We start from the raw sequence: 24,302 nt of genomic DNA on the forward strand, positions 1-24,302 counted from the left end.
GCGGGCCGTTGAAAGGCCTGATCACAGCTGAACAGAGGAGGAGGTTCCCCAATGAACAAAGCCAAAACACCCAAGCGCCGAATGATGCGGGCCGCCACATCGCTGACCGCGATCGCCCTGTGGAGCACCGGCGCCTTCGCGCAGGACACGATCAAGATGGGCGGCATCATGTCGATGACCGGCGGCGGCGCCTCGATCGGGGTGGTCGCCGACAACGCCTGGCGCATGGCCATCGACGAGATCAACGAGGCCGGCGGCATCCTGGGCAAGAAGGTCGAATATGTCCTGGCCGACACGATGACCGACCCGACCCACGGCGTCAGCGAGACGCGCCGCCTGATCGAGAATGAAGGTATCCAGATCCTTGTTGGCCCCGCGACCAGCCAGGAAACGATGGGCATCACTGCGGTGACGAGTGAAAAGAAGATCGTCCAGCTGTCCACCGCCGCTTCGACCGACCTGACGCCTGCCTTCGCACCCTATCACTTCACCAGCTCGGTCACCGGCTTGAACCAGATGAAAGCCAACGTCGATTACGCGATTGACGTGCTGGGCCTGAAGAAACTGGCGCTGATCTCGGACAACGGCGGCATGTCCAAGGCCGCGGTCACCGAAATCGTCGCCTATATGACGGAACGCGGCAACGAGCCGGTGATCGTGCAGGAATTCCCCTTCCGCACCGAAGACATGACCCCGCAGCTGCTGTCGATGCGCAGTTCTGGCGCCGAAGCCGTGCTGCTGATCAACTCGATCGGCGACGATTCGCGCAAGTTTCTGGAAAACCGTGCCGATATCGGCTGGGAAGCGCCCGTGCTGGCCAGCATGACGACGCAGAACTACGCCGTCGGCAACGCCAGGCTGCTGGGCGATGACGCCTTCAACGATGTCTATGCGACCCAGTTCGTCGGTATGACTTTCTGCCCCGGCGACGCCGTTGGGGAATCTGCCTTCGCCAAGTTCGCCGAACGCGCCCGCGCCCGCATCCCCAATATCGACCAGATGGGCGGGCCTTCGGCGCTGAATCCCTATTTCATGCTGCCGATGGTGGCCGCCGCGGCCGCGAACGGTGCCGGTTCGACCGATGGCGACGCAATGAAAGCCTGGCTGGAAACCAAGGCCGGCGAAATCGTCGTGATGCAAGGCGCGGTCAACGCCAGCCCCGAAAGCCACTTCCTGCCAGCGGTGGAATCGGTCGTCGTGGTGCGCAATCCGCACAAGCCGCGCGAAGACGGCCTTGTGGAACGCGCGGTCTGCAACTAACGCCAGCCCTCCCCCTGGCTATTGGCCCCGCCCTCGTGGCGGGGCTTTTTTCTTGCCACTTTCCGCAATTTTGACGTTGTGCAGTATTTTTCGACACCGTGACAATTTCTTTGACGATGCGTTAATTTGCTGACACTATGACGGCAGGACGGTTGACGGTACGGCGCAGAATCACGGAGGAGGACGCACCGCCACCACCCTGACCCGGACATTGGCCGGTGATGGGCCCGCACCGCTCCACGAGGGGATCCACAGGAAATCGCCGGGGCCGTATTGCGGTCACCGGAAGGGGGGATAATGGTTTTTCACTCGAAATCCGTCGTGAGTTTCGGACAGTTGCTGAATGCCTTGGGTGGTGCCGTAAGTTGCCAGATGCCAGTGTCCGCAATGCTGGGCATGGTGCGCGACCATTTTGCGGCCGAGGCCGTCATTCTCGCGCAAGCCGATGCCCGCGGACAGACAAGGCTGTTCGCCGATTGCGCCAGCCAAACTCTTTTGGGCGAGAACGCACTGACCGGCACGTCGGCACGCTCGACCCCGCTGCGCGATCTGATCGACCAATTCCAGCACATCAGCGCACAGGAAGCCCGTGTCAACGGTCTGGGCGATTACACGATCTGGGTGTTCCGCGACCGCGCCGCACCGCGCTTCGAAGCCGAGGAAAGCACTTTGCTGGGTATCGTCGTCACCCAGATCGCCCGCACGCTGGATCTGAATTCGCAATTGGACGAACGCGCCATTGAAAACACCGCCTATTCCAACGCTCTGGAATGCCTGCATGTCGGCGTGGTCATCGCGGACGAGGCGGGCCGTGTTGTGCGAATGTCGGGCCTGGCCGAAGGTATGCTGGCCGCGCGTCAAGGCCTTCAGGTACAGTATGGAAAGCTGCGCGCCACCCACGTTGCCGAAGATCGCAAGCTGCAGCAACTCCTGCGTGAGACGCCCGGCGCAGGCAAACCGCGGGGCATGTCGGTGACCAGCGGGTCCGGCCTGCGGACGCTGGGGCTGGTGCTGCGGCCGGTTTCGGCCGGCTCGCCGCTGATCTGTATCTATGTGCGTGACTTTGACCGCGAGCCCAATATCGAAGGCGACTTCGTGCGCCAGATTCTGGACCTGACCCCCGCAGAGGCCGCGATGACCCGACGGCTGGCCGCCGGCCTGTCGCTGGAGGATGCCGCGATCGCCCTGGACATCAGCCGCAACACGGCACGGGCACATCTGCGATCGATCTTTTCCAAGAACGGCATCACCCGGCAGACCGAACTGGTCCGCATGGTGCTGAACAGCGCCGCGATCCTGGGCGGCACGGCGGCCGAAGCCGACAGCTTTGCCCTCTGACGCAAAGGCCGGGCACTGCGGCGCCCGGCCAAAAGTCTGATCGGCGAATCGTCAGCGTACGCGGTTGCCGTGCACCGTCGCCCCGCGCCGCATCGTTTCGATGAACTGCTCCAACGGGGCGGGCGGCGCCAGCGGGCCTTCCTCGGGGCCGCCGCGCAACCAGAATTCCTTCCAGGACGGGAACAGCGCATGGAACGACCCTTCATAGGGCTCGCGGCCCGGCCAGCGCATCTTGCGCGCCCCGATCGGCGGCTTGTTCAGGTCGGTCGCATACCAGTACAGCGGCTGGCGGCGGGCGAAATACCAGCGGCCGTCCACCCGCTTGTAGCGGTCGTGATACATCATCTGCATGATGACCCATTCCGCCCCGGTTTCATGTTCGTTCTTGGAATAGACGATGCCCACGGCCTCGTCGGGGTTCAGGAACTCGATGATCGTGGTGCCGACGTGGTGCGAGGTGCCGTCGAACTGTACGCGCATGGTCTGGTCCAGCCAGTCGCGCAGGGCCTCGCGGCCGTTGCTGTCCTTGCCGACCTTGACGTCGGGCAGGAACAGGCCCGCCATCGCCGCCATGTCGCGCATGTCCAGCGCCAGCGAATATTTCGAAATCAGCTGACGGATCTCATCACGCGATTCGATCCGGTCCAGACGTCGAAGGATTTCTTCCTGTATGTCGGTCATGGCCACCCTTTCAGAAATAATAGCGCCCGAGGATGTCGGCCACACAACCGGGCTTGGCGCCGCCCTCGATCTCCATCGTCACGCGCACGGTGGTCTGGACGGCGTTGCCCTCCAGCACCTCGGCCTTGACCAGCGTTCCGGCGGCGCGCACGCGCGATCCCACCGGCACCGGCGCGGGAAAGCGCACACGATCCGCGCCGTAGTTGATCCCCATTGTCATGCCTTCCGCGCGGAACAGGTCGGGCAGAAAGTTGTTGATCAGGGAAAACGTCAGATAGCCATGCGCAACCGTCTTGCCGAAGGGGCCATCCCTGGCCTTTTCCGGGTCGACGTGGATCCACTGGAAATCCCCGGTGGCGCGGGCAAAGGTGTCGATCCGCTTCTGGTCAATTTCCAGCCAGTCGCTGTGACCCAGATCCATGCCCTCGGCGCTTGCGGCCTCTTGCGGCGATGTGAACACCAGTCCCATCGCTTACGCCCTCTGGCTTGAGACCGAGACGACCTCGCCGACCATGTAGCCAGAATAATCGCTGGCCAGGAACATCATCACATTGGCAATTTCCCAGACCTCGGCGGCGCGGCCAAAGGCCTCTTGCGCGCTCAGCGCCTCCAGCTCGCCGGGGCCGGCGGCCTTTTTCAGGAACTCGTGCATCGCGATCGAGGGCGACACCGCGTTGATGCGGATGCCGTGTTCGGCGGCTTCCAGCGCGGAACAACGGGTAAAGGCCATCACCCCGGCCTTCGCGGCGGCGTAATGCGACTGGCTTTTCTGCGCCCGCCAGCCCAGAACCGACGCGTTGTTGATGATCACCCCGGCCTTGCGCGGGATCATCCGCGCCAACGCCGCGCGGGTCATGCGCATGGTGCCGGTAAGGGTGACGTCAAGCACCATGTTCCATTCGGCATCCGTCATCTCGACAACAGAACGGAAACCGCCAAGGCCAGCGTTGTTGATCAGCACATCGATCCCGCCCAGCTTTTCTTCGGCGGCATCGATCAGTGCCTGAACCTCGGCCTCCTGCGTGACGTTGCACAGTTGCGCGTGCACCTCGGCGCCAAAGCCAAGGGCGCGCAGCCGGTCGGCCGCCTCGGCCAGCCGGCGTTCGTGGATGTCGGAAATCATGATCGCCCGGCACCCTTCCTCGATGGCGCGCCTGGCTGCGGCAAAGCCGATACCGACGCCGGCAGCGGCGGTGATCAGGACAGAACGGCCCTTCAGAAGACCGTGGCCTTCGACATAGGTGGGGGTCTGGGTCATGCCTTGGCCTTTGCGTTGAAATCGGCGTCCCGCTTGGCGACAAAGGCGTCGCGCGCCTCTTGCGATTCAGCGGTCAGATAGGCCTGGGCGGTAAAGCCCTGTTCCCAACGGTATTTGTGTTCCAGATCGCCATCCTCGATGCCGTTCAGCGCCTCTTTCGCCAGCCGGATCATGGTCGAGCTTTTTGCGGCGATCTTGGCGGCCAGCCCCAGCGCCTCGGCGCGCAGATCTTCGCGCGGAACGATCTTTTCGACCGCGCCCAGACGATAAGCCTCGGCCGCGTCGATCGGCTCGCCTGTGAAATACATCTGGCGGACCTTCTGCACCGGGAACAGCCGCTGCAAATGCGCGCCCGCACCAAGCGCGCCGCGGTCCACCTCGGGCACACCGAAGGTCGCATCGGGCGAACACAGGATGATGTCGGCCGAGCCGCAGATGCCGATGCCGCCACCCAGGATATAGCCGTGCGCGGCCACGATCACCGGCTTGAGCCCGCGGTGGACGGCACGGAAGGTTTCCCAGTTGCCCGCGTTCACCTCGGGGATACGCTCGGGGTGGCGCTGCAGTTCCTTGATGTCGACGCCGGCGCAAAAGCCGCGGCCCTCGGCACGGATCACGATCACGCGCACCTGGGGGTTGGCTTGCAACGCGTCGATTTCCTGCGACAGGCCGCGCCAGCCCTTGCTGTCAAGCGCGTTGACCGGTGGGCTTTCGATCACCAGTTCGGCGATCCCGTTTTCGATGGCTGACCAGAATTGTTGACCCATGATGCCTCCTTTTCAGTTCCGCAGGGCGGCAAGGGCCGCCAGCCGGCCGTTCGCCTCGACCATGATACGCCGGATCAGGTCTTCGCAGCTTTCCAGCCGATCGATGACTGCGGCGCATTGGCCGCTGGGCAACAGGCCATGATCCGGGTCGCCCCGCACCACGCCGCGCTGCACCAGCGTCGGCAGGTTCGGGGCCATCACGGTCTGGGCAAAGCTGCTTTCGCCACTGGTCAGCACCTTCAACCCCAGCCGCGCCATTGCCAGCGGACCCATGTTGTTTTCACGCGCCCACTGCCGGGCATATTTCAGGCTCATCGTCAGACGGGCCGGCAGGGACATTCCTTCCAGACGGCGAATTTCATCATTCTCGACAAAGCGTTGCGGCAGGCCATCCACCGCTGTCGTCACCCGGATCACGGTCGGATCCCTGGTGGCCAGATATCGATCCAGCGCCGAACGCGGCACAGGGGAATCGCTGGTCAGCAGGAACCGCGTCCCCATGGCGATGCCCGCCGCACCATAGGCCAGCGCCGCCGCCAGCCCGCGCCCGTCGAACATGCCACCCGCCGCAACCACCGGCACCTTGACCGCATCCAGCACCTGCGGCAGCAGGATCGAGCTGGGCACCGCCCCGGTATGGCCGCCGCCCTCGCCACCCTGCACGGTAACGATATCTGCGCCCATCTCGACCGCCTTCACCGCATGTTTGACCGCGCCGACCGTGGGCATGCAGACCACGCCCGCATCCTTCAGCCGGCGGATCGTCGCGGCATCGGGGCCGCGGCCATAGCTGACCGCGCGCACCTTGTGCTTGATAACCGCGGCGATCAGCTCTTCGGCATTGGGCTGAAACATGTGGAAGTTCACGCCAAAGGGCTTGTCGGTCAGAGACTTGATCCGCAGGATCTGGTTTTCAACATCGCCCGGTTCGGCGGTGGCCCCCGCAAAAAAGCCAAAACCACCCGCGTTGCAGGTCGCCGCCGTCAGGCGGGCATCCGCAACCCAGCCCATCGCGGTCTGGACAACGGGATAGCGACAGCCAAGCCGGTCGCAAAGCTCGGTATGAAGGTCGTTGGACATGGGCCTACCGCTTGTTCATGCGTTTCATCTGAAAGGTGGATAGCCCGGATACCCCCCGCCGGTATCGTCTGAATGAGGTAGCATCAATGGAACACCCGCCCGCCATTGACCAGCAGCGTCTGTCCGGTGATGAAACGGGCCTGGTCGCCGGACAGGAACAGGACGGCATTGGCGATATCCTCTGGTTCGCACAACTCTCCCAGCGGGATCGCATTACGCGCGCGTTCATAGGCGTCCTTCGGGATGCGCTGCATCGCGCGGGTGTTGGTCGGACCGGGACACACGGCATTGACATTGACCTTGTAAGGCCCAAGCTCACGCGCCAGCGATCGGGTGAACCCCAGCACTCCCGACTTGGCCGAGGCATAGTCCACCGTGCCGATATCCCCGTTGAACGCCGAATCCGACGAGACCGAGACGATCTTGCCCGTCCGCCGTTCCCGCATCTGCCCGACCACCTGGCGCGAACACATCAGCGTAGTCATCAACGACACGCCGATCACGAATTGCAGGGTTTCGGGCTTGGCCTGCCAGAATTCGGAATAATTCTCGCGCGCGGTCTGACCGATGTTGTTGACCAGAATATCGATCGGGCCAAGGTCGCGGCGGGCCTGGTCGAAAGCGGCGGCAACCTGATCCTGCACGGTCATGTCGGCCGCGACGGGCAGCGCCCGGACCCCGGCCGCGCGCACCATCCCGGCGGTTTCAGCCAGCGCCTCGGCCTCGCGGTCGAACACCGCGACATCGGCGCCCGCCCGGGCATAGGCCAGCGCGCAGGCCCGGCCGATGCCGTTGCCCGCGCCGGTGACAACCGCGATCTTGCCCGCGAAGGGTGCTGTGGTCATGTCGTTCCTCCCTTGGGTGACCGCGCGGGCGGGGTGCCCGGCCCGCGCGGAAAAGCCTTCAATACATGGTATGACAAATCCCCCGGCCCGGGCTGGCCGGGGGGGCTGCCGGCGGCAAAGTCATGATAGGCGGCAGGATCCACAGGCTGCTTGCGCGCCCAGTCCAGCGTGATCTGCCGCGACAGGAAGCGCCAGGTGCCATCGCGGCGGATATAGTGGTCAAGGCTGCGGCTGCCGGTGACGATTTCATAGCCGCCGGGGCCGTGGGTGCGGTGATAGTTGATCTTGTGCACCTCGCCCTCGGCCCGGTCGCCGTCAATGACGAAATCCATGTTGACGACGTAATGCACCGTCGCCTCATAGGCGCGCAGCGCGCGTTCGCAGAAGGCGACATAGGCGTCGCGCCCGCCTTCGAACATCCGGCCGTGGCTATCGGTCGCTGCCTCGTCATACAGGCTGCGCAGCAGATCAAAGTCGCGCCGGTCCACCGCGCGCGAATAGGCGGTGACCAAACGGCACAACGCCTCGCGCGCGGCGATTTCGTCCAGCGTGGGCTCGGCCACCCCCATCGCCACTAGACCAGGGTTCCGCGCGGTTCGCGCGGCATGCCAAGGCCCTGCTCGGCGATCAGGTTCAGCTGGATTTCATTGGTACCGCCATAGATCGTGTCGGCGCGGCTGAACAGGAACAGCTGGCGCAGGCGTTCGCGCCGGGGGTCGTCGTCCAGGATCGCACCTTCGGGGCCCATCACATCCATCGCCAGACGGCCCAGGTCACGGTGCCAGTTCGACCAGTGATATTTGTAGCTCAGCGCCTCGCGCCGGGCCTCGGGCGCGGGGTCGCCCGCCAGCACCCGCATCGCCAGATAGCGCATCGCCCGCAGGCCCACCCAGGCCCGGGCGATCCGCGCCCGGATCGCGGGCCGCTGCGCCGCGCCGTTTTCGCGCGCGATTTGGCAGATCGCGTCCAGTTCCTGTGAAAAGGCCATCTGCTGGCCCAGCGTGGAAATCCCCCGCTCGAACCCCAGCAACGCCATGGCGATCTTCCAGCCTTCGCCCGGTTTGCCCACGACGTGTTCGGCCTTGGCCACCGCGCCATCGAGGAAGACCGAGTTGAATTCGGCCCCGCCGCCGATCTGGCGGATCGGCTGCACCACGATTCCGGGCTGATCCAGCGGCATCAGCAGGAAGATCAGGCCGTTGCGCCCGACCGCGCCTTCCTCGCAGCGCGCCAGGACAAAGATCCAGTCCGACAGATGCGCCAGCGAGGTCCAGACCTTCTGCCCGCTGACCAGCCAGTTGCCGGTGGCCGGGTCCAGCCGCGCGCGGGTGCGGATGTTGCCAAGATCGGACCCCGCGCCCGGTTCGGAATAACCCTGGCACCAGAATTCGGTGCCGGCGCGGATGCCGGGCAGGAATTGGCGTTTCTGTTCCCCGGTGCCGAATTCGATCAGCGTGGGGCCGACCAGGCCCTCGCCGATATGGCCCATCCGGCCCGGACCGCCCGCAAGGCCATATTCTTCCTGGAACACCACCTGTTCGGCGACCGACAGGCCCCGCCCGCCCCACTCCTCGGGCCAGCCGGGACAGGTCCAGCGACCGGCCGCCAGTTCGCGTTCCCAGTCTTTGCGCAACTCGGGCAGGGCGTCGCCGTCGCCGGCGTGGCCGCGATGGCGCAGGGGGGCGAACCGGCCCGTCAGATGCGTTGCCATCCAGTTACGGATCTCGGCGCGCAAGGCGTGGTGGATATCTTGGGTCATGCCTTGGCCTCATGGTCCAGAAGATACGCGGCGATCGGGTCCAGATGCGTCTCGGGGTCGCCCAGCAGGCTCCGGTCGGACTGCGCGCGCTTGAAATACAGATGCGGGTCGTATTCCCAGGTGATGCCAACCCCGCCGTGCAGCTGGATCGCCTCTTGCGCGGCGCGGAACACCAGATCCTGCGCCAGCGCGCGCAGGCCCGCGACCTCAAGCACGAAGGCCTCGGGATCGGCGGTGGCGGCCACGCCATAGACCAGCGCGCGCGCCTCGGCCAGGTCGGCCTCAAGACCCGCGCAGCGATGCTTGATTGCCTGGAACGAGGCGATGGTGCGGCCGAACTGCACCCGCTCAGTGATATAGGCCAGCGTCAGATCCATCACGCCGCGCGCCGCGCCCACCTGTTCGGCGGCAAGGCCAAGCCCAGCCACCGCCAACGCCCGCCGCAGCGCATCAGGCGCCGCGCCTTCGTCGATCCGGGCCGAAGCCGGGACCATCACGCGATCCAGATGCAGCGCACCCCATTGTCGCGTACCATCCAGCCCCGCCAGCGGCTGCACCTGCTGGCCCATGCCGGGTTCCAGCGCGAACCAGGCCGTGCCTTCGCCCAGACGGGCCTGCACCAGCACCAGATCGGCCAGCGGCGACAGGGCCGGCGACAGGCGCCCGTCCAGAACGAAGCCGTTGGCCGCCGGCCTGGCCGTCAGGCAGGCCGCCTCGGGCTGGCGCGGATCAAGGGCAACCGTCGCGGACTGGCCCGCCGCGATGCGTGGCAACAGCACAGCCTGCGCCGCGGCACTGCCCACCGCCAGAAGTACCGGCGTAGCAAGGCAGACGCTTTCCCACAGCGGGATCGGCGCCAGCCGTTCGCCTGCGGTCTCCATCATCAAAGCCAGTTCCGTCAGCCCCAGGCCCAGACCGTCCTGCGCCTCGGGAATGGTCAGCGCAGCCCAGCCCAGTTCACCCGCCACGGTGGCCCAAAGACCTGCGTCAACGCCCTGCCCCTCGACAATCACCGCCCGCAACCGCTCCGGGGGCATCCGATCCGCCAGAAGCCGCCGGGCCTCTTCCCGGATGACCCGCTGATCCTCGGTAAGTGTCAGATCCATCTTGCCCCGCCTGCTGTCTTGCGCCCCAGCGATGCCACCGGCCCGCCCGCACCACATCGTCCAAACGAAGGATGGTCCGGTCAACCCGACAGCGCGCCGTTCTGTACCCGCCGCAAAAAATCCTGCCGCATCCTGCAAATGAACGATGGAAGCGCCCGGCATCGCGGCAAAGCTGATGCAAACAGGGGGGGATCATGCAACAGGACATTGCCGCGCAGATGGCCGCGATGGAACGCCGCCTGAAGCTGGCCGAGGATCAGCTGGCGATCCTGCAAGTGCTGGCCAGCTACGGCCCGGCGGTCGACAGTCGCTCGGCTGCGGCGACGGCGGCGCTTTGGGCGCCCGGGGGCTGCTATGACTTCGGCGACGAGCCGGTCCGCGGCGCCAAGGCCGTGGGCGCCATCGTCGATCTTGATACGCATCGCGGTTATGTGGACCGCGGCTGCGCGCATGTGATGGGCCTGCCAATGGTCACGATCAGCGGCGACCGGGCTATCGCCACCAGCTATTCGCGGGTCTATCTGTACGACGGCGACGGCTGGCGGGTGGAACGCGCCAGCGCCAACCGCTGGGAATTGCAGCGCACGCCCGAGGGCTGGCGCGTCACCAACCGCATTAACCGGCTGATGGATGGATCCCCCGCCGGGCGCGAAATTCTGGAGCGCGGTCTGGCCGACCGCGAAGGGGGGGGTCAATGATCCGGCTGGACGGAAAGGCGATTGCGATCACCGGCGCGGGCGGCGGATTGGGCGCGGCCTATGCGCGCCACGTCGCGGCATTGGGGGCTTCGGTTCTGGTCAATGACATCACCCCCGCCGCCGCCGCACGGACGGTGGCCGAAATCACCGCCGCAGGGGGCCGGGCCGCTGCACTGCCGGGTGACGTTGCCGCATGGGGGTTCGGGGAAACGCTGGTTTCGGCCTGCGTCGACGCCTTCGGGGCGATCGACGGGCTGGTGAACAACGCCGGCATCCTGCGCCCCGCCCTGCTTGAGGATGTGACGGAAGCCGATTTCCGCCACATGGTCGAAGTCAACCTGCTGGGCACCGCGGCCTGCGCGCAAGCGGCGGGGCGGCGGATGCGGGCGGCGGGGCGCGGGGGGGCAATCCTAAACGTCACCTCGGGGTCGCAGGCGGGCGACATCGCGCTTGGCGGCTATGGCGCGACCAAGGGGGCGATTGCCGCGCTGACCTATAGCTGGGCGATGGAACTGCGTGGCTCGGGCATCCGCATGAACGCCCTGTCACCGTTGGCCGAAACCGCGATGGCCGCACAGAACGCGCATCTGATGGCCTTGCAGGGCCAGAACCGCGAGGTGCATTACACCACCCTGCCCCCGGCCAAGGCGAATGCGCCCGTGGTAGCCTATCTGCTGTCGGATGCCGCGCGCGAGGTGCATGGTCAGGTGATCCGCATCGCGGGGCGGCAATTGTCCTTCGTCACCCATCCGATGATCGCCGCCCCGGTGATCGAGGGTGACTGGACCTGCGACAGCGTGGCCGGGGCCTTTGCCAGCACGCTGTTGCATCATCAGCACAAACTCGGGCTGGCTTTCACCGCCGCCACGCCCTGACGTGCAAGATTTTCCGCACCGGGACGCGCGCGCACATTGGCCCGGCGCCCCCCATGATATAAAAGGCGATCCCAGCTTGAGTGTTCTAAGCCCCGAAACCCTGTCCCCGCGCGCAGGAGGCCCCAAAGTGAAGCCCGTCGCAGACCCGGCCGCCGAAGCGGCACCGCTTCCCGAACCCCGCGAGGCGCGCAATGGCAGCAACCCGCGCAAGGAACTTGTCCGCGATCAGTTGATCGATATCGCGGCCGAACTGTTCGACAGAAAGGGCTATGCCCAGACCAGTATCAACGACATTGCCCGCTCGATCGGGCTGGGGCGATCGGCGGTCTATCACTACTTCCGCAACAAGGAGGAAATCCTCGCGGCGCTGGTCGAATCCGAGGCGCTGGCCCCCTCGCACCAGTTGCAGGACCTGATCGACACCCCCGACCTGACCCCGACCGAACGGCTGCGCAAGGCGATCGTGGATGGCATCTCGCGCCGCTTGTCCGAAGGGTCGCGCTTCATCCTGCTGGCACGGCTGGAGGCGCAGATCCCCGCCGAGCTTGGTCCGATCTACAACAAGGGCCGGCGCGATATCTTCAATTTCTATGTCCGCTGCATCACCGAGGGCATCGCCGCCAAGGAATTCCGTCCCGTCGACCCCAAGATTGCCGCCTTCGCGGTGATCGGCATGGCGAACTGGACCTCGCGCTGGTATTCGCCGCAAGGGCCGCGCAGCCCGCAGGAAATTGCCGAGGTCATCGCCGACATGGCCCTGCACGCCCTGATCGCACGCGGGGCCACGGTCAGCGATACCGCCGGCATCGCCAACGCGCTGGACCAGATGCGCCGCCAGATCGACTGGCTGGACGACAAGCTGCTGTAATCAGTCGAAGACCACCTTGGCATCGGTCAGGAAGTCGCCGTAGGTATCATACCGGATCAGCGGGTCGCCCCCGGTCCAGACCTTCAGCCGGGCCGAGACCGCCTCGCGCGCGCGGCGCCAACGCTTCGGCACCAGTTCGATCATCGGGCCAACCTGGGCAGGCGAGGCATAATAGATGATCGGCCGGTCCTGCCCGGCAATCGGGATCACCAGTTCGGGCCCATAGCCCGCCGCCTCGACCCGGCGGCAGGTTTCTTCGTGATTCTCGACCCAGTAGCCCAGATGCTGCAATCCTTCCCGGCCCGAAGCCAGAAACTCGGTATAGGGCGAGGGCGCGTCATTCACCTGCTGAATCAGCTCCAGCTGCACATCCCCGATGAACCCGAAGGCCAGGCGCAGTTCCAACCGCACCTCCTCGCCGCGGAACAGGCTGGGGTTGGGCGGCCGGCCGGTGCCCTTGTCCAGAAACAGGAAGGGACCGACGCCCAGATCGTGGATCCAGTGATGCACGGCGGCGTCCAGATCGCGCACCACAAAGCCCAGCTGCGTGGCCGGGCCCAGAACCGGGCGCAACGGCACACCCTGCCCGTCCCCGTTCACGACAGGATCTCGAACAGGCCAGCCGCGCCCATGCCGCCGCCGACGCACATGGTCACCACCCCGTATTTCGCGCCGCGCCGCCGACCCTCGACCAGAAGATGGCCCGCGCAGCGCGCGCCGGTCATGCCGAAGGGATGGCCCACCGCAATGGCGCCGCCGTTCACGTTGACCTTGCCCGGGTCGATCCCCAGCCGGTCGCGGCAATAGATCGCCTGCGCGGCGAAAGCCTCGTTCAGTTCCCACAGGTCGATGTCGTCAACCTTCAGCCCATGCTGGCGCAGCAGCTTCGGCACCGCAAAGACCGGGCCGATGCCCATTTCCTCGGGCGCGCAGCCCGCCACGGCCATGCCGCGATACACGCCCAGCGGCGTCAGCCCCCGCCGCGCGGCCTCGGATGCCTCCATCACGACCAGCGCCGCGGCACCATCAGACAATTGCGAGGCGTTGCCCGCAGTCACGAACTCGCCCTGCTTGACGATCTCGCCATCGGCAAAGACGGGGGCCAGCTTGTTCAGGCCTGCCAGCGTGGTGTCGCCGCGGAAGCCCTCGTCACAGGTCAGCAGGACATCTTCAAAGCTTTGTTCCCTAGTTTCCTTGTTCACGACCAGCTTGCGCGAAGCCATCGGCACGATCTCGGCCGCGAAACGGCCAGCCTGGTCGGCAGCAGCGGTGCGCAGCTGGCTTTGCAGCGCAAATTCGTCTTGCGCCTCGCGCGATACGCCGTATTTGCGCGCGACGATCTCGGCGGTTTCGATCATCGTCATGTACATGTGCGGCCAATGCGCCAGCACGGTCCCGGACCGGTTGCGGTAGGTGTTCTTGAACTTGTTCTGGGTAAGGCTGATCGATTCCACCCCGCCTGCGACCACGGTGGCCATCCCTTCGACCACGATCTGTTGCGCGGCGATTGCCATCGCCATCAGACCCGAGGAACACATCCGGTCCACCGACATGCCCGGCACGGTGTCGGGCAATCCGGCAGCGGCGGCGGTGAGGCGACCGATGTTGTAGCCCTGCGTGCCCTGCTGGGCCGAACAGCCGATGATCACATCATCGACCTGCGCAGGGTCCAGCCCCGCGCGGGTCACAGCCTCGCGTACGGCATGGCCGGACAGGGCCGGGGCCTCGGTGTCGTTGAAGGCGCCGCGAAAGGCTTTGCCAATAGGCGTGCGGGCGACGGAAACGATGACGGCTTCACGCAAGGGTCTTCTCCGGTTTGATGGGAACGCTGGCAGCGAAACCCGGGTCTGTTGACGTTCAGGGCTAAGGCCGGCGGGCGGGGCGGGCATCGTCTGAAAAGACTAACGGATCACGAGATCAGGATGCCGCTGTCCACGCCCAGCATCTGCCCGGTGGTGCGGCGCGATTCATCCGACGCAAGAAAGATCGCCGCATTGGCCACATCTTCGGGCTCGCTCAGGCCCAGCAGATAGGCCTGGCGCTGCTTTTCCAGATGCGGCTCGCTGGCAAAAAAATCCAGAACGCGTTGCGTGGCGACCGCGCCGGGCACCAACACGTTGACCCGAACCCGATCGGCCGCATATTCCACCGCCATCGACCGGGTAAGCGCGATCACCCCGCCTTTGGAGGCGGTATAAGCATCGCGGTTCGGCACCCCCATTGCCCCCATGATCGAGGCGGTGTTGATGACCGCCCCCCCGCCCGAGCGGATCAGATGCGGGATGCCATAGTGACAGCACAGCCAGGTGCCGAACAGGTCCAGCCGCAGTGTCTTCCAGAACACATCCGGGGGCGTCCGCGTCACCGGCCCGTCCTGCGCCAAGGACCCGCCGGCGTTGTTGTAAATCACATCCAGACGACCAAAGGCCGCGACAGTTTCGTCCAGCGCGGTGGCAACGCTGGCCTCGTCGGTCACGTCCGTCCGCACAAAGCGCGCCGTGCCGCCCGCCGTGCGGATCGCGCGGGCCACTTGTTCGCCTGCATCGCGGCGTCGCCCGGCCACGGCGACCAGCGCACCTTCGCGGGCAAAGGCCGCGCAGGCCACCGCGCCGATGCCGCCCGTGCCGCCGGTGATGAAGGCGACTTTTCCTTTCAACCGATCGACCATGTCAGGCCTCCTTTACAGGGTTTGGCTGGGTGTGACGGCGCCCGGCAGGCCAGGTGGCATCGCCCAGCAGATGCAATTCGCGCCGGGCAAGGCGCCAGCCATCCGTAATTCGGACAAACTGGTCGCTATAACGTACCGTCATTTCATAGCAGTACCCGACCCCATCCCCCGCGCGGTAGAAATGGCGGGCCAAAGTGCCGGTATAGGCAGTGGCGCGGTCGCCCTCGACCCGGGGAACCAGTCCGGTGACGGCGTGATGCGTGCGGTCATACAACCCGCGCATCATCGCCGGAACACCCGCCAGCGCCGCCCGCCCCGCGAACCCGCCACGCGGAGAGATCAGGATACCGTCGGGCATGAACTGATCGGCGAACAGGTCGCCATCGCCAAGATCGACCGCCAGGGCATAGCGATCGGCCACAAGGCGCAGGGCGACCAGATCCGCCGTTGCGGTCATCGCAGCGGCTCCGCCACCATCTGTACGATCTCGCGCACGGCGCGGGTGACATCATCGCGGTCATAGCCCAAAAGGGCGACCTCGGCGGGATCGGGGTCATAGGCCAGCACGTTGCCCCGGCCCGGCACGATGAAGGCATCGGGCAGCATCGGATGTTCGGCATCACGCTCCGCCAGCTTGCGCGGGCTGCCGGCAGCATCGAAGAACAGCTGGAAAAAGTCGCGGAAACGCAGGTTGCAATCGCCCACCAGATAGGCATGGCCCGATTTCGCATTGCGCAACGCCCCCAAGATCGCCTGACACAGCGACCGCACCGACATGTAGTTGGTGCCGCCCGCGGGCGCGAAATCGGGCAGTTCAGGCAGGTCGCCGCGCGCCCAAAGCACCAGCCTCTCATAGCGCCGCGCGGCGGTGCCGGGCAGCGACCCCACGATCGATGGCGGGTTCAGCGTAGAAACATTGAAGCTGGCGTCGGCAAGCGCCCGCGCACCTTCATCCGCCAGCTTGCGCGCCCGCACATAGGCATCGGTCTCGGCCAGCCCGGGCATAACATGGTGATAATAGCTGCCCAGCTGCACCACGCGGCTCACCCCGGCCTGCTTGGCGCGGGCCACGAACGCTGGCACGCCCTCGATCTGGGTCGCGCGCCAGAATGCATCGCCATCCACCCCGGCGGGCAGATGGCGGATGTCATTGCCTGCGGCAAAGACCACCGCGTCGAAACGCTCCAGATCGCGGGTGGAAAAATCGCCCTGTGTGTAATCGCCCAGAAGATGCGCGAAATGCGCCACGGGCGACCGCGCCTGCGCGGGCTTGCGCGCGCCCAGCGTAACTTCGTGCCCCTCGGCGGCAAGCATCAGGGCGGCATGGCCACCGATCATGCCCGTCCCGCCCACGATCAGGATTTTCATCGACTTGTCCTCCGTCTGTTCGGCGCAGTTTCGGTTGCCCGGCGCCGGGGCGCCTACCCCATTCAGACGATGCCGCGCGGGCCAGAGCGCGTTTGGATGAATGGGCAACAGAGGGGCAAAGACACCGTGACAGCGCGCTTGACAGGAAAACGCATCCTTGTGACGGGGGCAGCGGGGGCGATCGGAACGGCTACGGCGCGGCGGCTGGTGTCGGAAGGCGCGCTTCTGGCGCTGGCGGATCTGCGCGCCCCCGACCGGACCGCCGACGAGATCGCGCAGGAATTTGGCGCCCGCCCCCTGACTTTCGCCTATGACGCCGCGGCCCCCGCCGAAAGCCCCGCGCTGGTCGCCCGCACGGTTGACGGGCTGGGGGGGCTGGACGGCGTATGCAACATCGCCGGGGTCTATACCAAGGTCCGGTCCACCGACATCACCCCCGAGGATTGGCACCGTGGCCTGACCATCAACCTGACCAGCGCCTTCCTGATCTGTCAGGCCGCGATCCCGCATCTGATCGAAACCCGCGGATCGGTGGTCAACACCGCGTCGCTGGCCGCACTGGAGGGGCTGGCCTATGCCACCGCCTATGCCACCGCCAAGGCGGGCATGATCGCCATGACCAAATCGCTGGCGGCCGAATATGCCGCGGCCGGGGTGCGGTTCAACGCGATCTGTCCGGGCGGCATCCGGTCGAACATGAGCGTGGTATCCGCCGTGCCCGATGCCGACCCCGACCTGACCTTCCGCCGTTCCAAGCTGAAGGGCTTCGAGGATGGCTTGGGCGAGCCGTCCGACATCGCCGCAGGCTTTGCCTATCTTCTGTCGCCGGATGCGCGTTTCGTTTCCGGCACTGCGCTGGTCATTGACGGCGCGCAGTTCCTTATCTGACCCGGAGAACCATGGAATACCTGTCCCAGATCCTGGCGCGCAACGCGCGCCTGTTGCCCGATCGGGCCTTCATCGTCACGGATGAAGTCAGCCTGAGCTATGCCGAATTCGCCACCCAGACCGCCCGCCTTGCCCATGTTCTGGTGGCGCATGGCGTGGGGCGCGGCGACCGGGTCGGGCTTTACCTGCCCTCGGGGCCGATGATGGCGATGGGCTTCTGGGCCTGTCAGCGGCTGGGCGCGATCCCGGCGCCGCTGTCGGTGATGTTCCGCCACGAGGAACTGCGCCGCATCGTACCGCAGGCCGGGATGAAGATGCTGATCGCCGATGCCGCGACCTGGCCTTACCTGTCACAGATACGCGGCGATCTGCCGGGGCTGGCGCATTGCCTTGTGTCCGGCCCCGGCGGCGATCTGGACGGGCTGATGGCAGCCGCGCCCAAGACCTTTGACGATGTGATCTGCGACCCACAGGACATCGCCTGCCTGTTCTTTTCCTCGGGCACGACGGGCGCGCCCAAGGGCATCGCCCAGACGCATTTTTCGATCGGATCGACGCTGCGCGACATGATGGTGTCGCATCGCAACCGCTTCGGCGCCGAGGTCTATGTTTGCGCGGTGCCGCTGTTCACCAACTTCGGGCTGAACGTCACGCTGAACCTGTGCCTGTATGGCGGCGGCACCATCGTGCTGCATGAACGCTGGGATACCGCGCGCGTGCTGGCCGACATCGAACGCCACCGCGCCACCTATTTCGGCGGGACACCCACCATGTATGTCTACATGGTGGGCGCCCCCGAGGTGGCGCAGCACGACCTGACCTCGCTGCGGGTCTGTACCACGGGCGGATCGCCGGTGCCGCAGCCGGTGATCCAGCGGTTCGAGGAATTGACCGGCGCGCGGGTGACGCAGGTCTACGGTTCAACCGAAACCTGCGGGCAAAACGTGATGGAACCCACGCTGGGCATCCGCAAGCGCGGCGCGGCGGGCCTGCCGGTCGGCAGTTCGCGCATCAAGATCGTCGATGACGACGATCGCGAGGTGCCTACCGGCGAAATCGGCGAAATCCTGATCGGTGGCGATTGCGTGGCCGCCGGCTATTGGCAGGACCCCGCCGCCACCGCCGAGGCCTTCACCCCCGAGGGCTGGCGTTCGGGCGACCTGGGTTATGTCGATGCCGACGGCTTCGTCTTCATCGTCGACCGCAAGAAGGATGTAATCATCGCGGGCGGTCACAACATCTATCCGCTTGAAGTCGAAACGGTGCTGTATCGCCACCCCTCGGTTGCGATCTGCGCCGTGGTCGGCGCGCCCGACGCGGAAAAGGGAGAGGTGCCGGTCGCCGTGGTGGTGCTGGACAAGGACCGCCCCGCAACCGCCTGCGACCTGCGCGACTGGTGCCGCGCGCATCTGGCCGCCTACAAGGCCCCCCGCCGGATCGAATTCATCGACGACATGCCGATCGAGGCTGCCAAGATCCGAAAGCGCGACCTGGTGGCCGCGCTCAAGGAAGGGTCGCTGGACAAATTCCGCCGGATCAGTCCCTGACCGGCGGCCCTTTATCCACATCGCCCGCGGCGCCATAGGCCGCCCAGCCCCCGTCCACCGGCAGCACCGTGCCGGTGACATAGCTGGCCCAGTCCGACAGCAAGAAGGCCGTAGCGCGCGCCATTTCCAGCGAATCTGCCATGCGGCCAAGGGGGGTGCGGCGCTCGATGTTGGCTGGGTCAAAGATCTTGCGATCCAGAAGATCCCGCACCATCGGCGTGCGCGTATAGCCGGGCGCTATGCAGTTCACACGCACCCCCGAGGGCCCCCATTCGCAGGCCAGCGTCTTGGTCAGGTGAATCACGCCCGCCTTGGCAATGCCATAGGCAGACCGGCCCGGAAAAGCGCCCAGCCCGACGATCGAGGACACATTGACGATCGCGCCCGACCGCTGTTCCAGCAGGTGCCGCCCCGCAGCGCGGCAGATCAGATAGGTGCCGCGCAGGTTCACATCCAGAATGTGCTGCCAGCGGTCGGGGTCCTGCCGGTGCACCGGCACCAGATCATCCCCGATCCCGGCAGAGTTGAACACAAGGTCCAGCCCGCCCAGCATATCCCGCGCGCCTTCGACCATCGTCTCGGCCTCGGCGGTGCGGGACACATCGCCCGTCACATGGCCGACCGCGCCGGTTTCGGGCACCGCTTGCGCCGCGCGCGCACCGTCCAGATCGGCAAGCACGACCTTTGCCCCCAGATCGGCCAGAAGCCGCGCGGTTGCGGCGCCGATACCGCTGGCCCCGCCAGTCACCAGCGCGCGTTTTCCATCCAGCCTTGGACCCATGTCACGCATCGGGATCTTCCTCTCCGTCCTGATTGATCCTGTAGTGCCAGTCGGGCGTCCATCTGCCCTTTGGCGCGCGGTGCAGGTCCAGATAGGCCCGCGCCACAAGGTCGTGGTCATAGGGGGTGCCCGCCTGCATCGTGCCGTGGATCGCCACGGTCGAGACATGGATGGAATGAGGCAGCAGTTCCTTGTGCAGCGAATGGCCAAGGCTGCGCAGCGCCGCCTTGCCCAGCGAGGTCACGCCCCATTCGATCCAGGGGCCAAAGGCCAGCACCCCGCCGGTCAGCAGGATCGTGCCGCGCTGCACGGCGATCATTGCGGGCACGACGCTGGCCGCCGCGTGATGGGCACCCGCGACATTGGTGCGAAAACTGTCCATCAGATAGTCGAAGCTGGCCGGTTCGCCGCGCGCCGCCCAACCCGCAGCCTGCCCGTATTGCGCCTGCGCCAGGCCCGAGTGGGTGACAAAACGCGCTGGCTGGATCAGCGCGGCGTTGTAGATCAACACCTCGGCCGGGCCATAGCGGTCAGCGATCTGGCGATGCACCGCCTCCATCTGGTCGGGCTGACCGGCATCGCCGGCAAAGCCCGCAACCTCCAGGCCCTGCGCCCGCAGATCCGCCTCATGCGCCGCGACCGCGGCGGCGTTGCGCCCGGTGAAGGCCACGGCGAAACCGTCGCGGGCGAAGACCTGCACAAGCGCCCGGCCCAGACCCGGGCCTATGCCGATGACGATGGCCAGAGGGCGGGTCATTCGGCGGCCTCGGGCTTGGCGCTGGCGGCCAGCCTCTCGCGGCGGGCACGGCGGTTGGCCAGGAACTCTTCAAGCGTGCCGACGATGCCCTTGCGCAGGAACAGCACGCACAGCACGAAAATCGCGCCCTGGAACACCACGACCCAGGCCCCGAAGGTGGCCAGTTTCGTCTGCAACGTCACCAGCACCGCGGCCCCGACGATCGGGCCCAGCAGCGTGCCCACCCCACCGATCAGCGTCATCAGCAGCGCATCGGCCGAGGTCATGAAATAGACATCCGCCAGGGACGCGATCTGGAACACCAACGCCTTCATGCTGCCCGCCAGCCCCGCCAGCATCGCCGACAGCGTGAAGGCCAGCAGCTTGAACCGCGTCGTGGAATAACCCAGCGAGATCGAGCGCGCCTCATTCTCGCGGATCGACTTCAGGGTCTGGCCGAAGGGTGAATGCACGATCCGGTAAACCAGCGCGAAACCGCCCAGAAACACCGCCAGCATGACAAAATACATCGACATGGTGTCAGACAGATCGATCAGCCCGAACAGCATCCCGCGCGGCACCGACTGGATGCCATCCTCGCCATGCGTCCAGCCCGATTGCAGCGCGTAGAAATAGACGATCTGTGCCAGCGCCAGGGTGATCATCGCGAAATACAGCCCCTGCCGCCGGATCGCGAGCCAGCCGAAGCCGAAGCCCAGCCCCGTCGCAACCGATACGCCCGCCAGGATGCAAAGTTCCGGGGACAGCCCCCAGACCGCCGCCGCATGGGCCGCCGTATACGAGGCCGAGCCATAGAAGGCCGCATGCCCGAAGGCCAGAAGCCCGCCATAGCCGAACACCAGGTTGTAGGCGAGCGCCAGAAGCGCCAGGCACAGGATCTTCATCGCAAAGATCGGGAACATCAGGTAGGGCAGGATCAGACCCACCACCAGCAGCACCCCGAACCACAGCCGGCCGTTTTCCAGCACACTGCCCGCCCGGCCCGAAGACACGTCGGCGACGGAATGGGCCGAAGTTTCGCGCCCGAACAGGCCCGCCGGGCGCAGCACCAGGATGATGACCATCACCACGAAAATCACGGTGGTCGAGGCTTGCGGGTAGAAAACCTTGGTCAATCCCTCCAGCAGGCCCATCATCAGACCGCCGGCGATCGCGCCGAAGATCGAGCCCATGCCCCCGATCACCACCACCGCAAAGATCGTGATGATGATCGACTGGCCCATCTGCGGCCCGACCTGATAGATCGGCGCGGCCATCACGCCCGCCAGACCCGCAAGGCCCACACCAAAGGCATAGGTCAGCATCAGCATCAGCGGCACGTTGATGCCGAAGGCGCGCACCAGATCGGGGTTTTCGGTCGCGGCGCGCAGGTAGGACCCCAGCTTGGTCCGCTCGATCAGATACCAGGTGCCGAAACACAGCATCAGGGCCGCCACGATCACCCAGGCGCGATAATAGGGCAGGAACATGAAACCCAGGTTCGCCGCCCCCTGCAGCTGCGCAGGCACGTCATAACGTTGCCCGGCCGCGCCGTAGATGACATTGAATACCCCCTCGATCACCATCGCAAGACCCACCGTCAGCAACAGGCCATAAGCGTGGTCAAGGTCATAGACGCGGCGGATGAACAGCCGTTCGGTCAGCGCGCCAATCAGGCCCACGACCACCGGCACGATGATCAGCGCCCACCAGTAGCCGATCGAGGGCAGCCCCAGTCCCGGGAACAGCTCGGGCAGGTTATACAGATACCAGGCCCCGAAGGCACCCAGCATGTATTGCGCGCCATGCACGAAATTGCCGATGCGCAACATGCCGAAGATGATCGCCACACCCAGGCTCATCATGGCGTAGAATGACCCGTTGATCAGCCCGACAAGCAGCTGGCCAAACAGCAGGGTCAGGGGAATTCCGAAGATGGATGTCACGTTTCAGACCCCCAGATAGGATTGAATCTTGGTCATGCTCGCCTCAAGTTCGGCGCGGTCGATGGTCTCGACGATGTGACCGTGTTCGACAACGCAGAAGCGGTCGGCCAGCTTCGAGGCAAAACGGAAGTTCTGTTCGACCAGAAGGATGGTGTAGCCTTGATCCTTCAGTGTGCGGATCACGCTGCCGATCTGCTTGACGATCACCGGGGCCAGCCCCTCGGTCGGTTCGTCCAGCAGCAGGGTGCGCGCGCCGGTGCGCAGGATGCGCCCGATCGCCAGCATCTGCTGTTCGCCGCCCGACAGTTTGGTACCCTGGCTGGTCCAGCGCCGTTCCAGGTTGGGGAACAGCTTCAGGATCTCACCCTGGGTCATACCGCCGGGGGCGATCACGGGTGGCAACTCCAGGTTCTCGGCCACGGTCAGGCTGGCGAAGATGCCTCGTTCCTCGGGGCAATAGGCCAGGCCCGCACGCGCGGCGATTTCCGGCGGCGTGCGGCTAAGATCCTGCCCGCGATAGCGGATGGTGCCGCTGCGGCGCTTCAAAAGCCCCATGATCGCGCGCAGGGTCGAGCTTTTTCCCGCACCGTTGCGCCCGATCAGGGTGACCAGTTCGCCTTGCCGCACATCAAAGGTGATGCCGTGCAGCGCCTTGCTTTCGCCATACCAGCCTTCAAGATCGCGGATCTCCAGCAGGGGGGCGGGGATGGGATCAGTCATCGGCGCCTCCGATATAGGCCTCGATCACGCGCGGATCGCGCGAAACGGTGGGGTAATCGCCCTCGGCCAGCACGCTCCCGGCGGCCAGAACGGTGATCGTGTTCGACAGCGCGGCCACAACTGACAAGTTGTGTTCCACCATCAGCACGGTGCGTTGCGCCGAGACCTTGCGGATCAGCGCAGCGATGCGGTCGACATCCTCGTGGCCCAGCCCCGAGGTCGGCTCATCCAGCAGCAACATCTCGGGATCCAGCGCCAGCGTCGTGGCTATTTCCAGCGCGCGCTTGCGTCCATAGGACAGCAGCGTCGCGGGGCGTTCGGCGTCGCCGGTCAGGCCCACCTCGTCCAAAAGTTCATCCACCCGCCGGTCCAGCGCGCGCAGCAGCTTTTCGCTGCGCCAGAAATGGTAGGAAACCCCCATCGGGCGCTGCAACGCGATGCGGACATTCTCGCGCACAGTCATGCGCGGATAGACCGCCGAAATCTGGAAGGACCTTACCAGACCACGCCGTGCGACCTCTTCGGGGCGCAGGCGGGTTATGTCTTGTCCGTTGTAACGGATCGTGCCGGTGGTCGGTTGCAGGAACTTGGTGATCAGGTTGAACATCGTGGTCTTGCCCGCACCGTTCGGCCCGATCAGGGCATGGATCGTGTTGCGCCGCACGGTCAGGTCGACATCCTTGACGGCGGCGAAGCCGTTGAAAACCTTGGACAGACTGCGGGCCTCGATAATGGTGTCGGTTGCGGTCATTGCCTGGCCTCCGCCGGGGTAAAGCCGTCTACCAGGATACCGCACCCCGCGGCAGCGCGCTGGCGCAGAGGAATGGTCCGCTGATATGCCTCAGAGTCGTAGAACGTCCGCGCAGCCGCAAGACTGGGGAATTCGACAACCGAGATCAGCGCGGGCGACCAGCCGCCTTCCAGCGGTTCGGCGGTATCGCTGTTGACCACAAACCGTCCGCCACCCGCGGCCATCACCGGCCCCGCGATGCGGCGATACTCGGCCCAGGCCTCGGGATCGGTGATCCGAAGTTCGAAAATCAGGTAACCGGGCATCGCCCTTCCTTTTCAATTGGTTGGCAGGTGCCGGACCACGCTGGCCCGACACCCGAA

The 24,302-nt window shown here is 65.7% G+C and carries 27 protein-coding genes and 1 pseudogene; 7 read left to right on the forward strand and 21 right to left on the reverse strand.

The window, feature by feature from the left end:
• Positions 1 to 51: 51 nt before the first annotated feature.
• Both ACK8OU_RS13060 and ACK8OU_RS13065 read left to right on the forward strand, forming a co-directional pair.
• Positions 52 to 1,260: an ABC transporter substrate-binding protein gene (locus ACK8OU_RS13060; protein WP_410303858.1), complete on the forward strand. Its 1,209-nt coding sequence runs from the start codon at positions 52 to 54 to the stop codon at positions 1,258 to 1,260.
• A gap of 372 nt (positions 1,261 to 1,632) precedes the next feature.
• On the forward strand, positions 1,633 to 2,598 hold the full coding sequence (locus ACK8OU_RS13065; RefSeq protein WP_410303859.1) for a helix-turn-helix transcriptional regulator: 966 nt from the start codon (positions 1,633 to 1,635) through the stop codon (positions 2,596 to 2,598).
• 51 nt (positions 2,599 to 2,649) lie between these two features.
• Here the strand turns inward: ACK8OU_RS13065 and ACK8OU_RS13070 are convergent, their stop codons facing one another.
• The 9 genes from ACK8OU_RS13070 to ACK8OU_RS13110 all read right to left on the reverse strand — a co-directional run bounded on the left by ACK8OU_RS13070 (position 2,650) and on the right by ACK8OU_RS13110 (position 10,094).
• A complete protein-coding gene (locus tag ACK8OU_RS13070) occupies positions 2,650 to 3,279 on the reverse strand; it encodes a nuclear transport factor 2 family protein (protein WP_410303860.1) in 630 nt (209 codons plus the stop codon).
• 10 nt (positions 3,280 to 3,289) lie between these two features.
• Entirely contained in the window at positions 3,290 to 3,748 is a 459-nt protein-coding gene (locus ACK8OU_RS13075) for a MaoC family dehydratase (protein WP_410303861.1), read from the reverse strand.
• A gap of 3 nt (positions 3,749 to 3,751) precedes the next feature.
• A complete protein-coding gene (locus ACK8OU_RS13080) occupies positions 3,752 to 4,537 on the reverse strand; it encodes an SDR family oxidoreductase (RefSeq protein WP_410303862.1) in 786 nt (261 codons plus the stop codon).
• A complete protein-coding gene (locus ACK8OU_RS13085) occupies positions 4,534 to 5,304 on the reverse strand; it encodes an enoyl-CoA hydratase family protein (RefSeq protein WP_410303863.1) in 771 nt (256 codons plus the stop codon). Before ACK8OU_RS13085 ends, ACK8OU_RS13080 begins: the two co-directional genes overlap by 4 nt.
• 12 nt (positions 5,305 to 5,316) lie before the next feature.
• Complete coding sequence (locus ACK8OU_RS13090; RefSeq protein WP_410303864.1) at positions 5,317 to 6,384, reverse strand: NAD(P)H-dependent flavin oxidoreductase; 1,068 nt, start codon at positions 6,382 to 6,384, stop codon at positions 5,317 to 5,319.
• Positions 6,385 to 6,467: 83 nt separating this feature from the next.
• Complete coding sequence (locus tag ACK8OU_RS13095) at positions 6,468 to 7,229, reverse strand: SDR family NAD(P)-dependent oxidoreductase (RefSeq protein WP_410303865.1); 762 nt, start codon at positions 7,227 to 7,229, stop codon at positions 6,468 to 6,470.
• Positions 7,226 to 7,798 (reverse strand): nuclear transport factor 2 family protein, encoded by a 573-nt coding sequence (locus ACK8OU_RS13100; protein WP_410303909.1) that lies wholly within the window; start codon positions 7,796 to 7,798, stop codon positions 7,226 to 7,228. The genes ACK8OU_RS13095 and ACK8OU_RS13100 overlap by 4 nt, the downstream gene beginning before the upstream one ends.
• Positions 7,799 to 7,803: 5 nt before the next feature.
• Positions 7,804 to 8,988, reverse strand: a complete 1,185-nt coding sequence (locus tag ACK8OU_RS13105) for an acyl-CoA dehydrogenase family protein (protein ID WP_410303866.1) — start codon at positions 8,986 to 8,988, stop codon at positions 7,804 to 7,806.
• Positions 8,985 to 10,094 (reverse strand): acyl-CoA dehydrogenase family protein, encoded by a 1,110-nt coding sequence (locus ACK8OU_RS13110; protein ID WP_410303867.1) that lies wholly within the window; start codon positions 10,092 to 10,094, stop codon positions 8,985 to 8,987. The genes ACK8OU_RS13105 and ACK8OU_RS13110 overlap by 4 nt, the downstream gene beginning before the upstream one ends.
• A gap of 194 nt (positions 10,095 to 10,288) precedes the next feature.
• Between ACK8OU_RS13110 and ACK8OU_RS13115 the strand changes: the two genes are divergently transcribed.
• The 3 genes from ACK8OU_RS13115 to ACK8OU_RS13125 all read left to right on the forward strand — a co-directional run bounded on the left by ACK8OU_RS13115 (position 10,289) and on the right by ACK8OU_RS13125 (position 12,535).
• Positions 10,289 to 10,792 (forward strand): nuclear transport factor 2 family protein, encoded by a 504-nt coding sequence (locus ACK8OU_RS13115; protein ID WP_410303868.1) that lies wholly within the window; start codon positions 10,289 to 10,291, stop codon positions 10,790 to 10,792.
• Positions 10,789 to 11,667, forward strand: a complete 879-nt coding sequence (locus ACK8OU_RS13120; protein ID WP_410303869.1) for an SDR family NAD(P)-dependent oxidoreductase — start codon at positions 10,789 to 10,791, stop codon at positions 11,665 to 11,667. Before ACK8OU_RS13115 ends, ACK8OU_RS13120 begins: the two co-directional genes overlap by 4 nt.
• A gap of 127 nt (positions 11,668 to 11,794) precedes the next feature.
• Positions 11,795 to 12,535: a TetR/AcrR family transcriptional regulator gene (locus ACK8OU_RS13125; RefSeq protein WP_410303870.1), complete on the forward strand. Its 741-nt coding sequence runs from the start codon at positions 11,795 to 11,797 to the stop codon at positions 12,533 to 12,535.
• On the opposite strand, the gene ACK8OU_RS13130 is transcribed toward ACK8OU_RS13125, so the two are convergent.
• The 5 genes from ACK8OU_RS13130 to ACK8OU_RS13150 all read right to left on the reverse strand — a co-directional run bounded on the left by ACK8OU_RS13130 (position 12,536) and on the right by ACK8OU_RS13150 (position 16,571).
• Positions 12,536 to 13,135 (reverse strand): VOC family protein, encoded by a 600-nt coding sequence (locus ACK8OU_RS13130; RefSeq protein WP_410303871.1) that lies wholly within the window; start codon positions 13,133 to 13,135, stop codon positions 12,536 to 12,538. It abuts the gene before it with no gap.
• Entirely contained in the window at positions 13,132 to 14,337 is a 1,206-nt protein-coding gene (locus ACK8OU_RS13135) for an acetyl-CoA C-acyltransferase (protein ID WP_410303872.1), read from the reverse strand. The genes ACK8OU_RS13130 and ACK8OU_RS13135 overlap by 4 nt, the downstream gene beginning before the upstream one ends.
• 107 nt (positions 14,338 to 14,444) lie before the next feature.
• Positions 14,445 to 15,203: an SDR family NAD(P)-dependent oxidoreductase gene (locus tag ACK8OU_RS13140; RefSeq protein WP_410303873.1), complete on the reverse strand. Its 759-nt coding sequence runs from the start codon at positions 15,201 to 15,203 to the stop codon at positions 14,445 to 14,447.
• Position 15,204: 1 nt separating this feature from the next.
• Positions 15,205 to 15,660 carry a nuclear transport factor 2 family protein gene (locus ACK8OU_RS13145; protein ID WP_410303874.1) on the reverse strand — a complete coding sequence of 152 codons (456 nt, stop codon included), beginning with the start codon at positions 15,658 to 15,660 and terminating at the stop codon, positions 15,205 to 15,207.
• Complete coding sequence (locus ACK8OU_RS13150) at positions 15,657 to 16,571, reverse strand: NAD-dependent epimerase/dehydratase family protein (RefSeq protein WP_410303875.1); 915 nt, start codon at positions 16,569 to 16,571, stop codon at positions 15,657 to 15,659. Before ACK8OU_RS13150 ends, ACK8OU_RS13145 begins: the two co-directional genes overlap by 4 nt.
• 138 nt (positions 16,572 to 16,709) lie before the next feature.
• Between ACK8OU_RS13150 and ACK8OU_RS13155 the strand changes: the two genes are divergently transcribed.
• A complete protein-coding gene (locus ACK8OU_RS13155; RefSeq protein ID WP_410303876.1) occupies positions 16,710 to 17,459 on the forward strand; it encodes an SDR family NAD(P)-dependent oxidoreductase in 750 nt (249 codons plus the stop codon).
• Positions 17,460 to 17,470: 11 nt separating this feature from the next.
• Positions 17,471 to 19,006: a class I adenylate-forming enzyme family protein gene (locus ACK8OU_RS13160; protein WP_410303877.1), complete on the forward strand. Its 1,536-nt coding sequence runs from the start codon at positions 17,471 to 17,473 to the stop codon at positions 19,004 to 19,006.
• Here ACK8OU_RS13160 and ACK8OU_RS13165 read toward each other — a convergent pair.
• From ACK8OU_RS13165 to ACK8OU_RS13195, 7 genes and pseudogenes are all read right to left on the reverse strand, one after another.
• Positions 18,996 to 19,796: an SDR family NAD(P)-dependent oxidoreductase gene (locus tag ACK8OU_RS13165; protein WP_410303878.1), complete on the reverse strand. Its 801-nt coding sequence runs from the start codon at positions 19,794 to 19,796 to the stop codon at positions 18,996 to 18,998. The genes ACK8OU_RS13160 and ACK8OU_RS13165 overlap by 11 nt on opposite strands.
• The gene (locus tag ACK8OU_RS13170; protein ID WP_410303879.1) at positions 19,789 to 20,544 is read right to left on the reverse strand and encodes an SDR family NAD(P)-dependent oxidoreductase; all 756 of its coding nucleotides are present in this window, start codon (positions 20,542 to 20,544) and stop codon (positions 19,789 to 19,791) included. Before ACK8OU_RS13170 ends, ACK8OU_RS13165 begins: the two co-directional genes overlap by 8 nt.
• Positions 20,541 to 21,446, reverse strand: a complete 906-nt coding sequence (locus tag ACK8OU_RS13175; RefSeq protein ID WP_410303910.1) for a branched-chain amino acid ABC transporter permease — start codon at positions 21,444 to 21,446, stop codon at positions 20,541 to 20,543. The genes ACK8OU_RS13170 and ACK8OU_RS13175 overlap by 4 nt, the downstream gene beginning before the upstream one ends.
• A 111-nt stretch (positions 21,447 to 21,557) precedes the next feature.
• A pseudogene (locus ACK8OU_RS13180) lies at positions 21,558 to 22,469 on the reverse strand (branched-chain amino acid ABC transporter permease); the annotation flags it as partial.
• A 3-nt stretch (positions 22,470 to 22,472) separates the two neighbouring features.
• Complete coding sequence (locus ACK8OU_RS13185; RefSeq protein WP_410303880.1) at positions 22,473 to 23,189, reverse strand: ABC transporter ATP-binding protein; 717 nt, start codon at positions 23,187 to 23,189, stop codon at positions 22,473 to 22,475.
• A complete protein-coding gene (locus ACK8OU_RS13190; protein WP_410303881.1) occupies positions 23,182 to 23,940 on the reverse strand; it encodes an ABC transporter ATP-binding protein in 759 nt (252 codons plus the stop codon). Before ACK8OU_RS13190 ends, ACK8OU_RS13185 begins: the two co-directional genes overlap by 8 nt.
• Entirely contained in the window at positions 23,937 to 24,245 is a 309-nt protein-coding gene (locus ACK8OU_RS13195) for a DUF1330 domain-containing protein (protein ID WP_410303882.1), read from the reverse strand. Before ACK8OU_RS13195 ends, ACK8OU_RS13190 begins: the two co-directional genes overlap by 4 nt.
• Positions 24,246 to 24,302 lie beyond the last annotated feature (57 nt).

Origin of the sequence: Pontitalea aquivivens (assembly GCF_046507575.1) — a bacterium.
GTDB classification, from domain to species: Bacteria; Pseudomonadota; Alphaproteobacteria; order Rhodobacterales; family Rhodobacteraceae; genus Pontitalea; species Pontitalea aquivivens.

Bases quoted from the DNA above. Each gene is read 5' to 3' on its own strand.
- ACK8OU_RS13170 (WP_410303879.1), bottom strand. From the start codon at position 20,544: ATGACCCGCCCTCTGGCCATCGTCATCGGCATAGGCCCGGGTCTGGGC.
- ACK8OU_RS13105 (WP_410303866.1), bottom strand. From the start codon at position 8,988: ATGACCCAAGATATCCACCACGCCTTGCGCGCCGAGATCCGTAACTGG.
- ACK8OU_RS13175 (WP_410303910.1), bottom strand. From the start codon at position 21,446: ATGTTCCCGATCTTTGCGATGAAGATCCTGTGCCTGGCGCTTCTGGCG.
- ACK8OU_RS13060 (WP_410303858.1), top strand. From the start codon at position 52: ATGAACAAAGCCAAAACACCCAAGCGCCGAATGATGCGGGCCGCCACA.
- ACK8OU_RS13085 (WP_410303863.1), bottom strand. From the start codon at position 5,304: ATGGGTCAACAATTCTGGTCAGCCATCGAAAACGGGATCGCCGAACTG.
- ACK8OU_RS13075 (WP_410303861.1), bottom strand. From the start codon at position 3,748: ATGGGACTGGTGTTCACATCGCCGCAAGAGGCCGCAAGCGCCGAGGGC.
- ACK8OU_RS13115 (WP_410303868.1), top strand. From the start codon at position 10,289: ATGCAACAGGACATTGCCGCGCAGATGGCCGCGATGGAACGCCGCCTG.
- ACK8OU_RS13065 (WP_410303859.1), top strand. From the start codon at position 1,633: ATGCCAGTGTCCGCAATGCTGGGCATGGTGCGCGACCATTTTGCGGCC.
- ACK8OU_RS13195 (WP_410303882.1), bottom strand. From the start codon at position 24,245: ATGCCCGGTTACCTGATTTTCGAACTTCGGATCACCGATCCCGAGGCC.
- ACK8OU_RS13140 (WP_410303873.1), bottom strand. From the start codon at position 15,203: ATGGTCGATCGGTTGAAAGGAAAAGTCGCCTTCATCACCGGCGGCACG.
- ACK8OU_RS13185 (WP_410303880.1), bottom strand. From the start codon at position 23,189: ATGACTGATCCCATCCCCGCCCCCCTGCTGGAGATCCGCGATCTTGAA.
- ACK8OU_RS13145 (WP_410303874.1), bottom strand. From the start codon at position 15,660: ATGACCGCAACGGCGGATCTGGTCGCCCTGCGCCTTGTGGCCGATCGC.
- ACK8OU_RS13150 (WP_410303875.1), bottom strand. From the start codon at position 16,571: ATGAAAATCCTGATCGTGGGCGGGACGGGCATGATCGGTGGCCATGCC.
- ACK8OU_RS13190 (WP_410303881.1), bottom strand. From the start codon at position 23,940: ATGACCGCAACCGACACCATTATCGAGGCCCGCAGTCTGTCCAAGGTT.
- ACK8OU_RS13080 (WP_410303862.1), bottom strand. From the start codon at position 4,537: ATGACCCAGACCCCCACCTATGTCGAAGGCCACGGTCTTCTGAAGGGC.
- ACK8OU_RS13110 (WP_410303867.1), bottom strand. From the start codon at position 10,094: ATGGATCTGACACTTACCGAGGATCAGCGGGTCATCCGGGAAGAGGCC.
- ACK8OU_RS13090 (WP_410303864.1), bottom strand. From the start codon at position 6,384: ATGTCCAACGACCTTCATACCGAGCTTTGCGACCGGCTTGGCTGTCGC.
- ACK8OU_RS13095 (WP_410303865.1), bottom strand. From the start codon at position 7,229: ATGACCACAGCACCCTTCGCGGGCAAGATCGCGGTTGTCACCGGCGCG.
- ACK8OU_RS13160 (WP_410303877.1), top strand. From the start codon at position 17,471: ATGGAATACCTGTCCCAGATCCTGGCGCGCAACGCGCGCCTGTTGCCC.
- ACK8OU_RS13120 (WP_410303869.1), top strand. From the start codon at position 10,789: ATGATCCGGCTGGACGGAAAGGCGATTGCGATCACCGGCGCGGGCGGC.
- ACK8OU_RS13165 (WP_410303878.1), bottom strand. From the start codon at position 19,796: ATGCGTGACATGGGTCCAAGGCTGGATGGAAAACGCGCGCTGGTGACT.
- ACK8OU_RS13100 (WP_410303909.1), bottom strand. From the start codon at position 7,798: ATGGGGGTGGCCGAGCCCACGCTGGACGAAATCGCCGCGCGCGAGGCG.
- ACK8OU_RS13070 (WP_410303860.1), bottom strand. From the start codon at position 3,279: ATGACCGACATACAGGAAGAAATCCTTCGACGTCTGGACCGGATCGAA.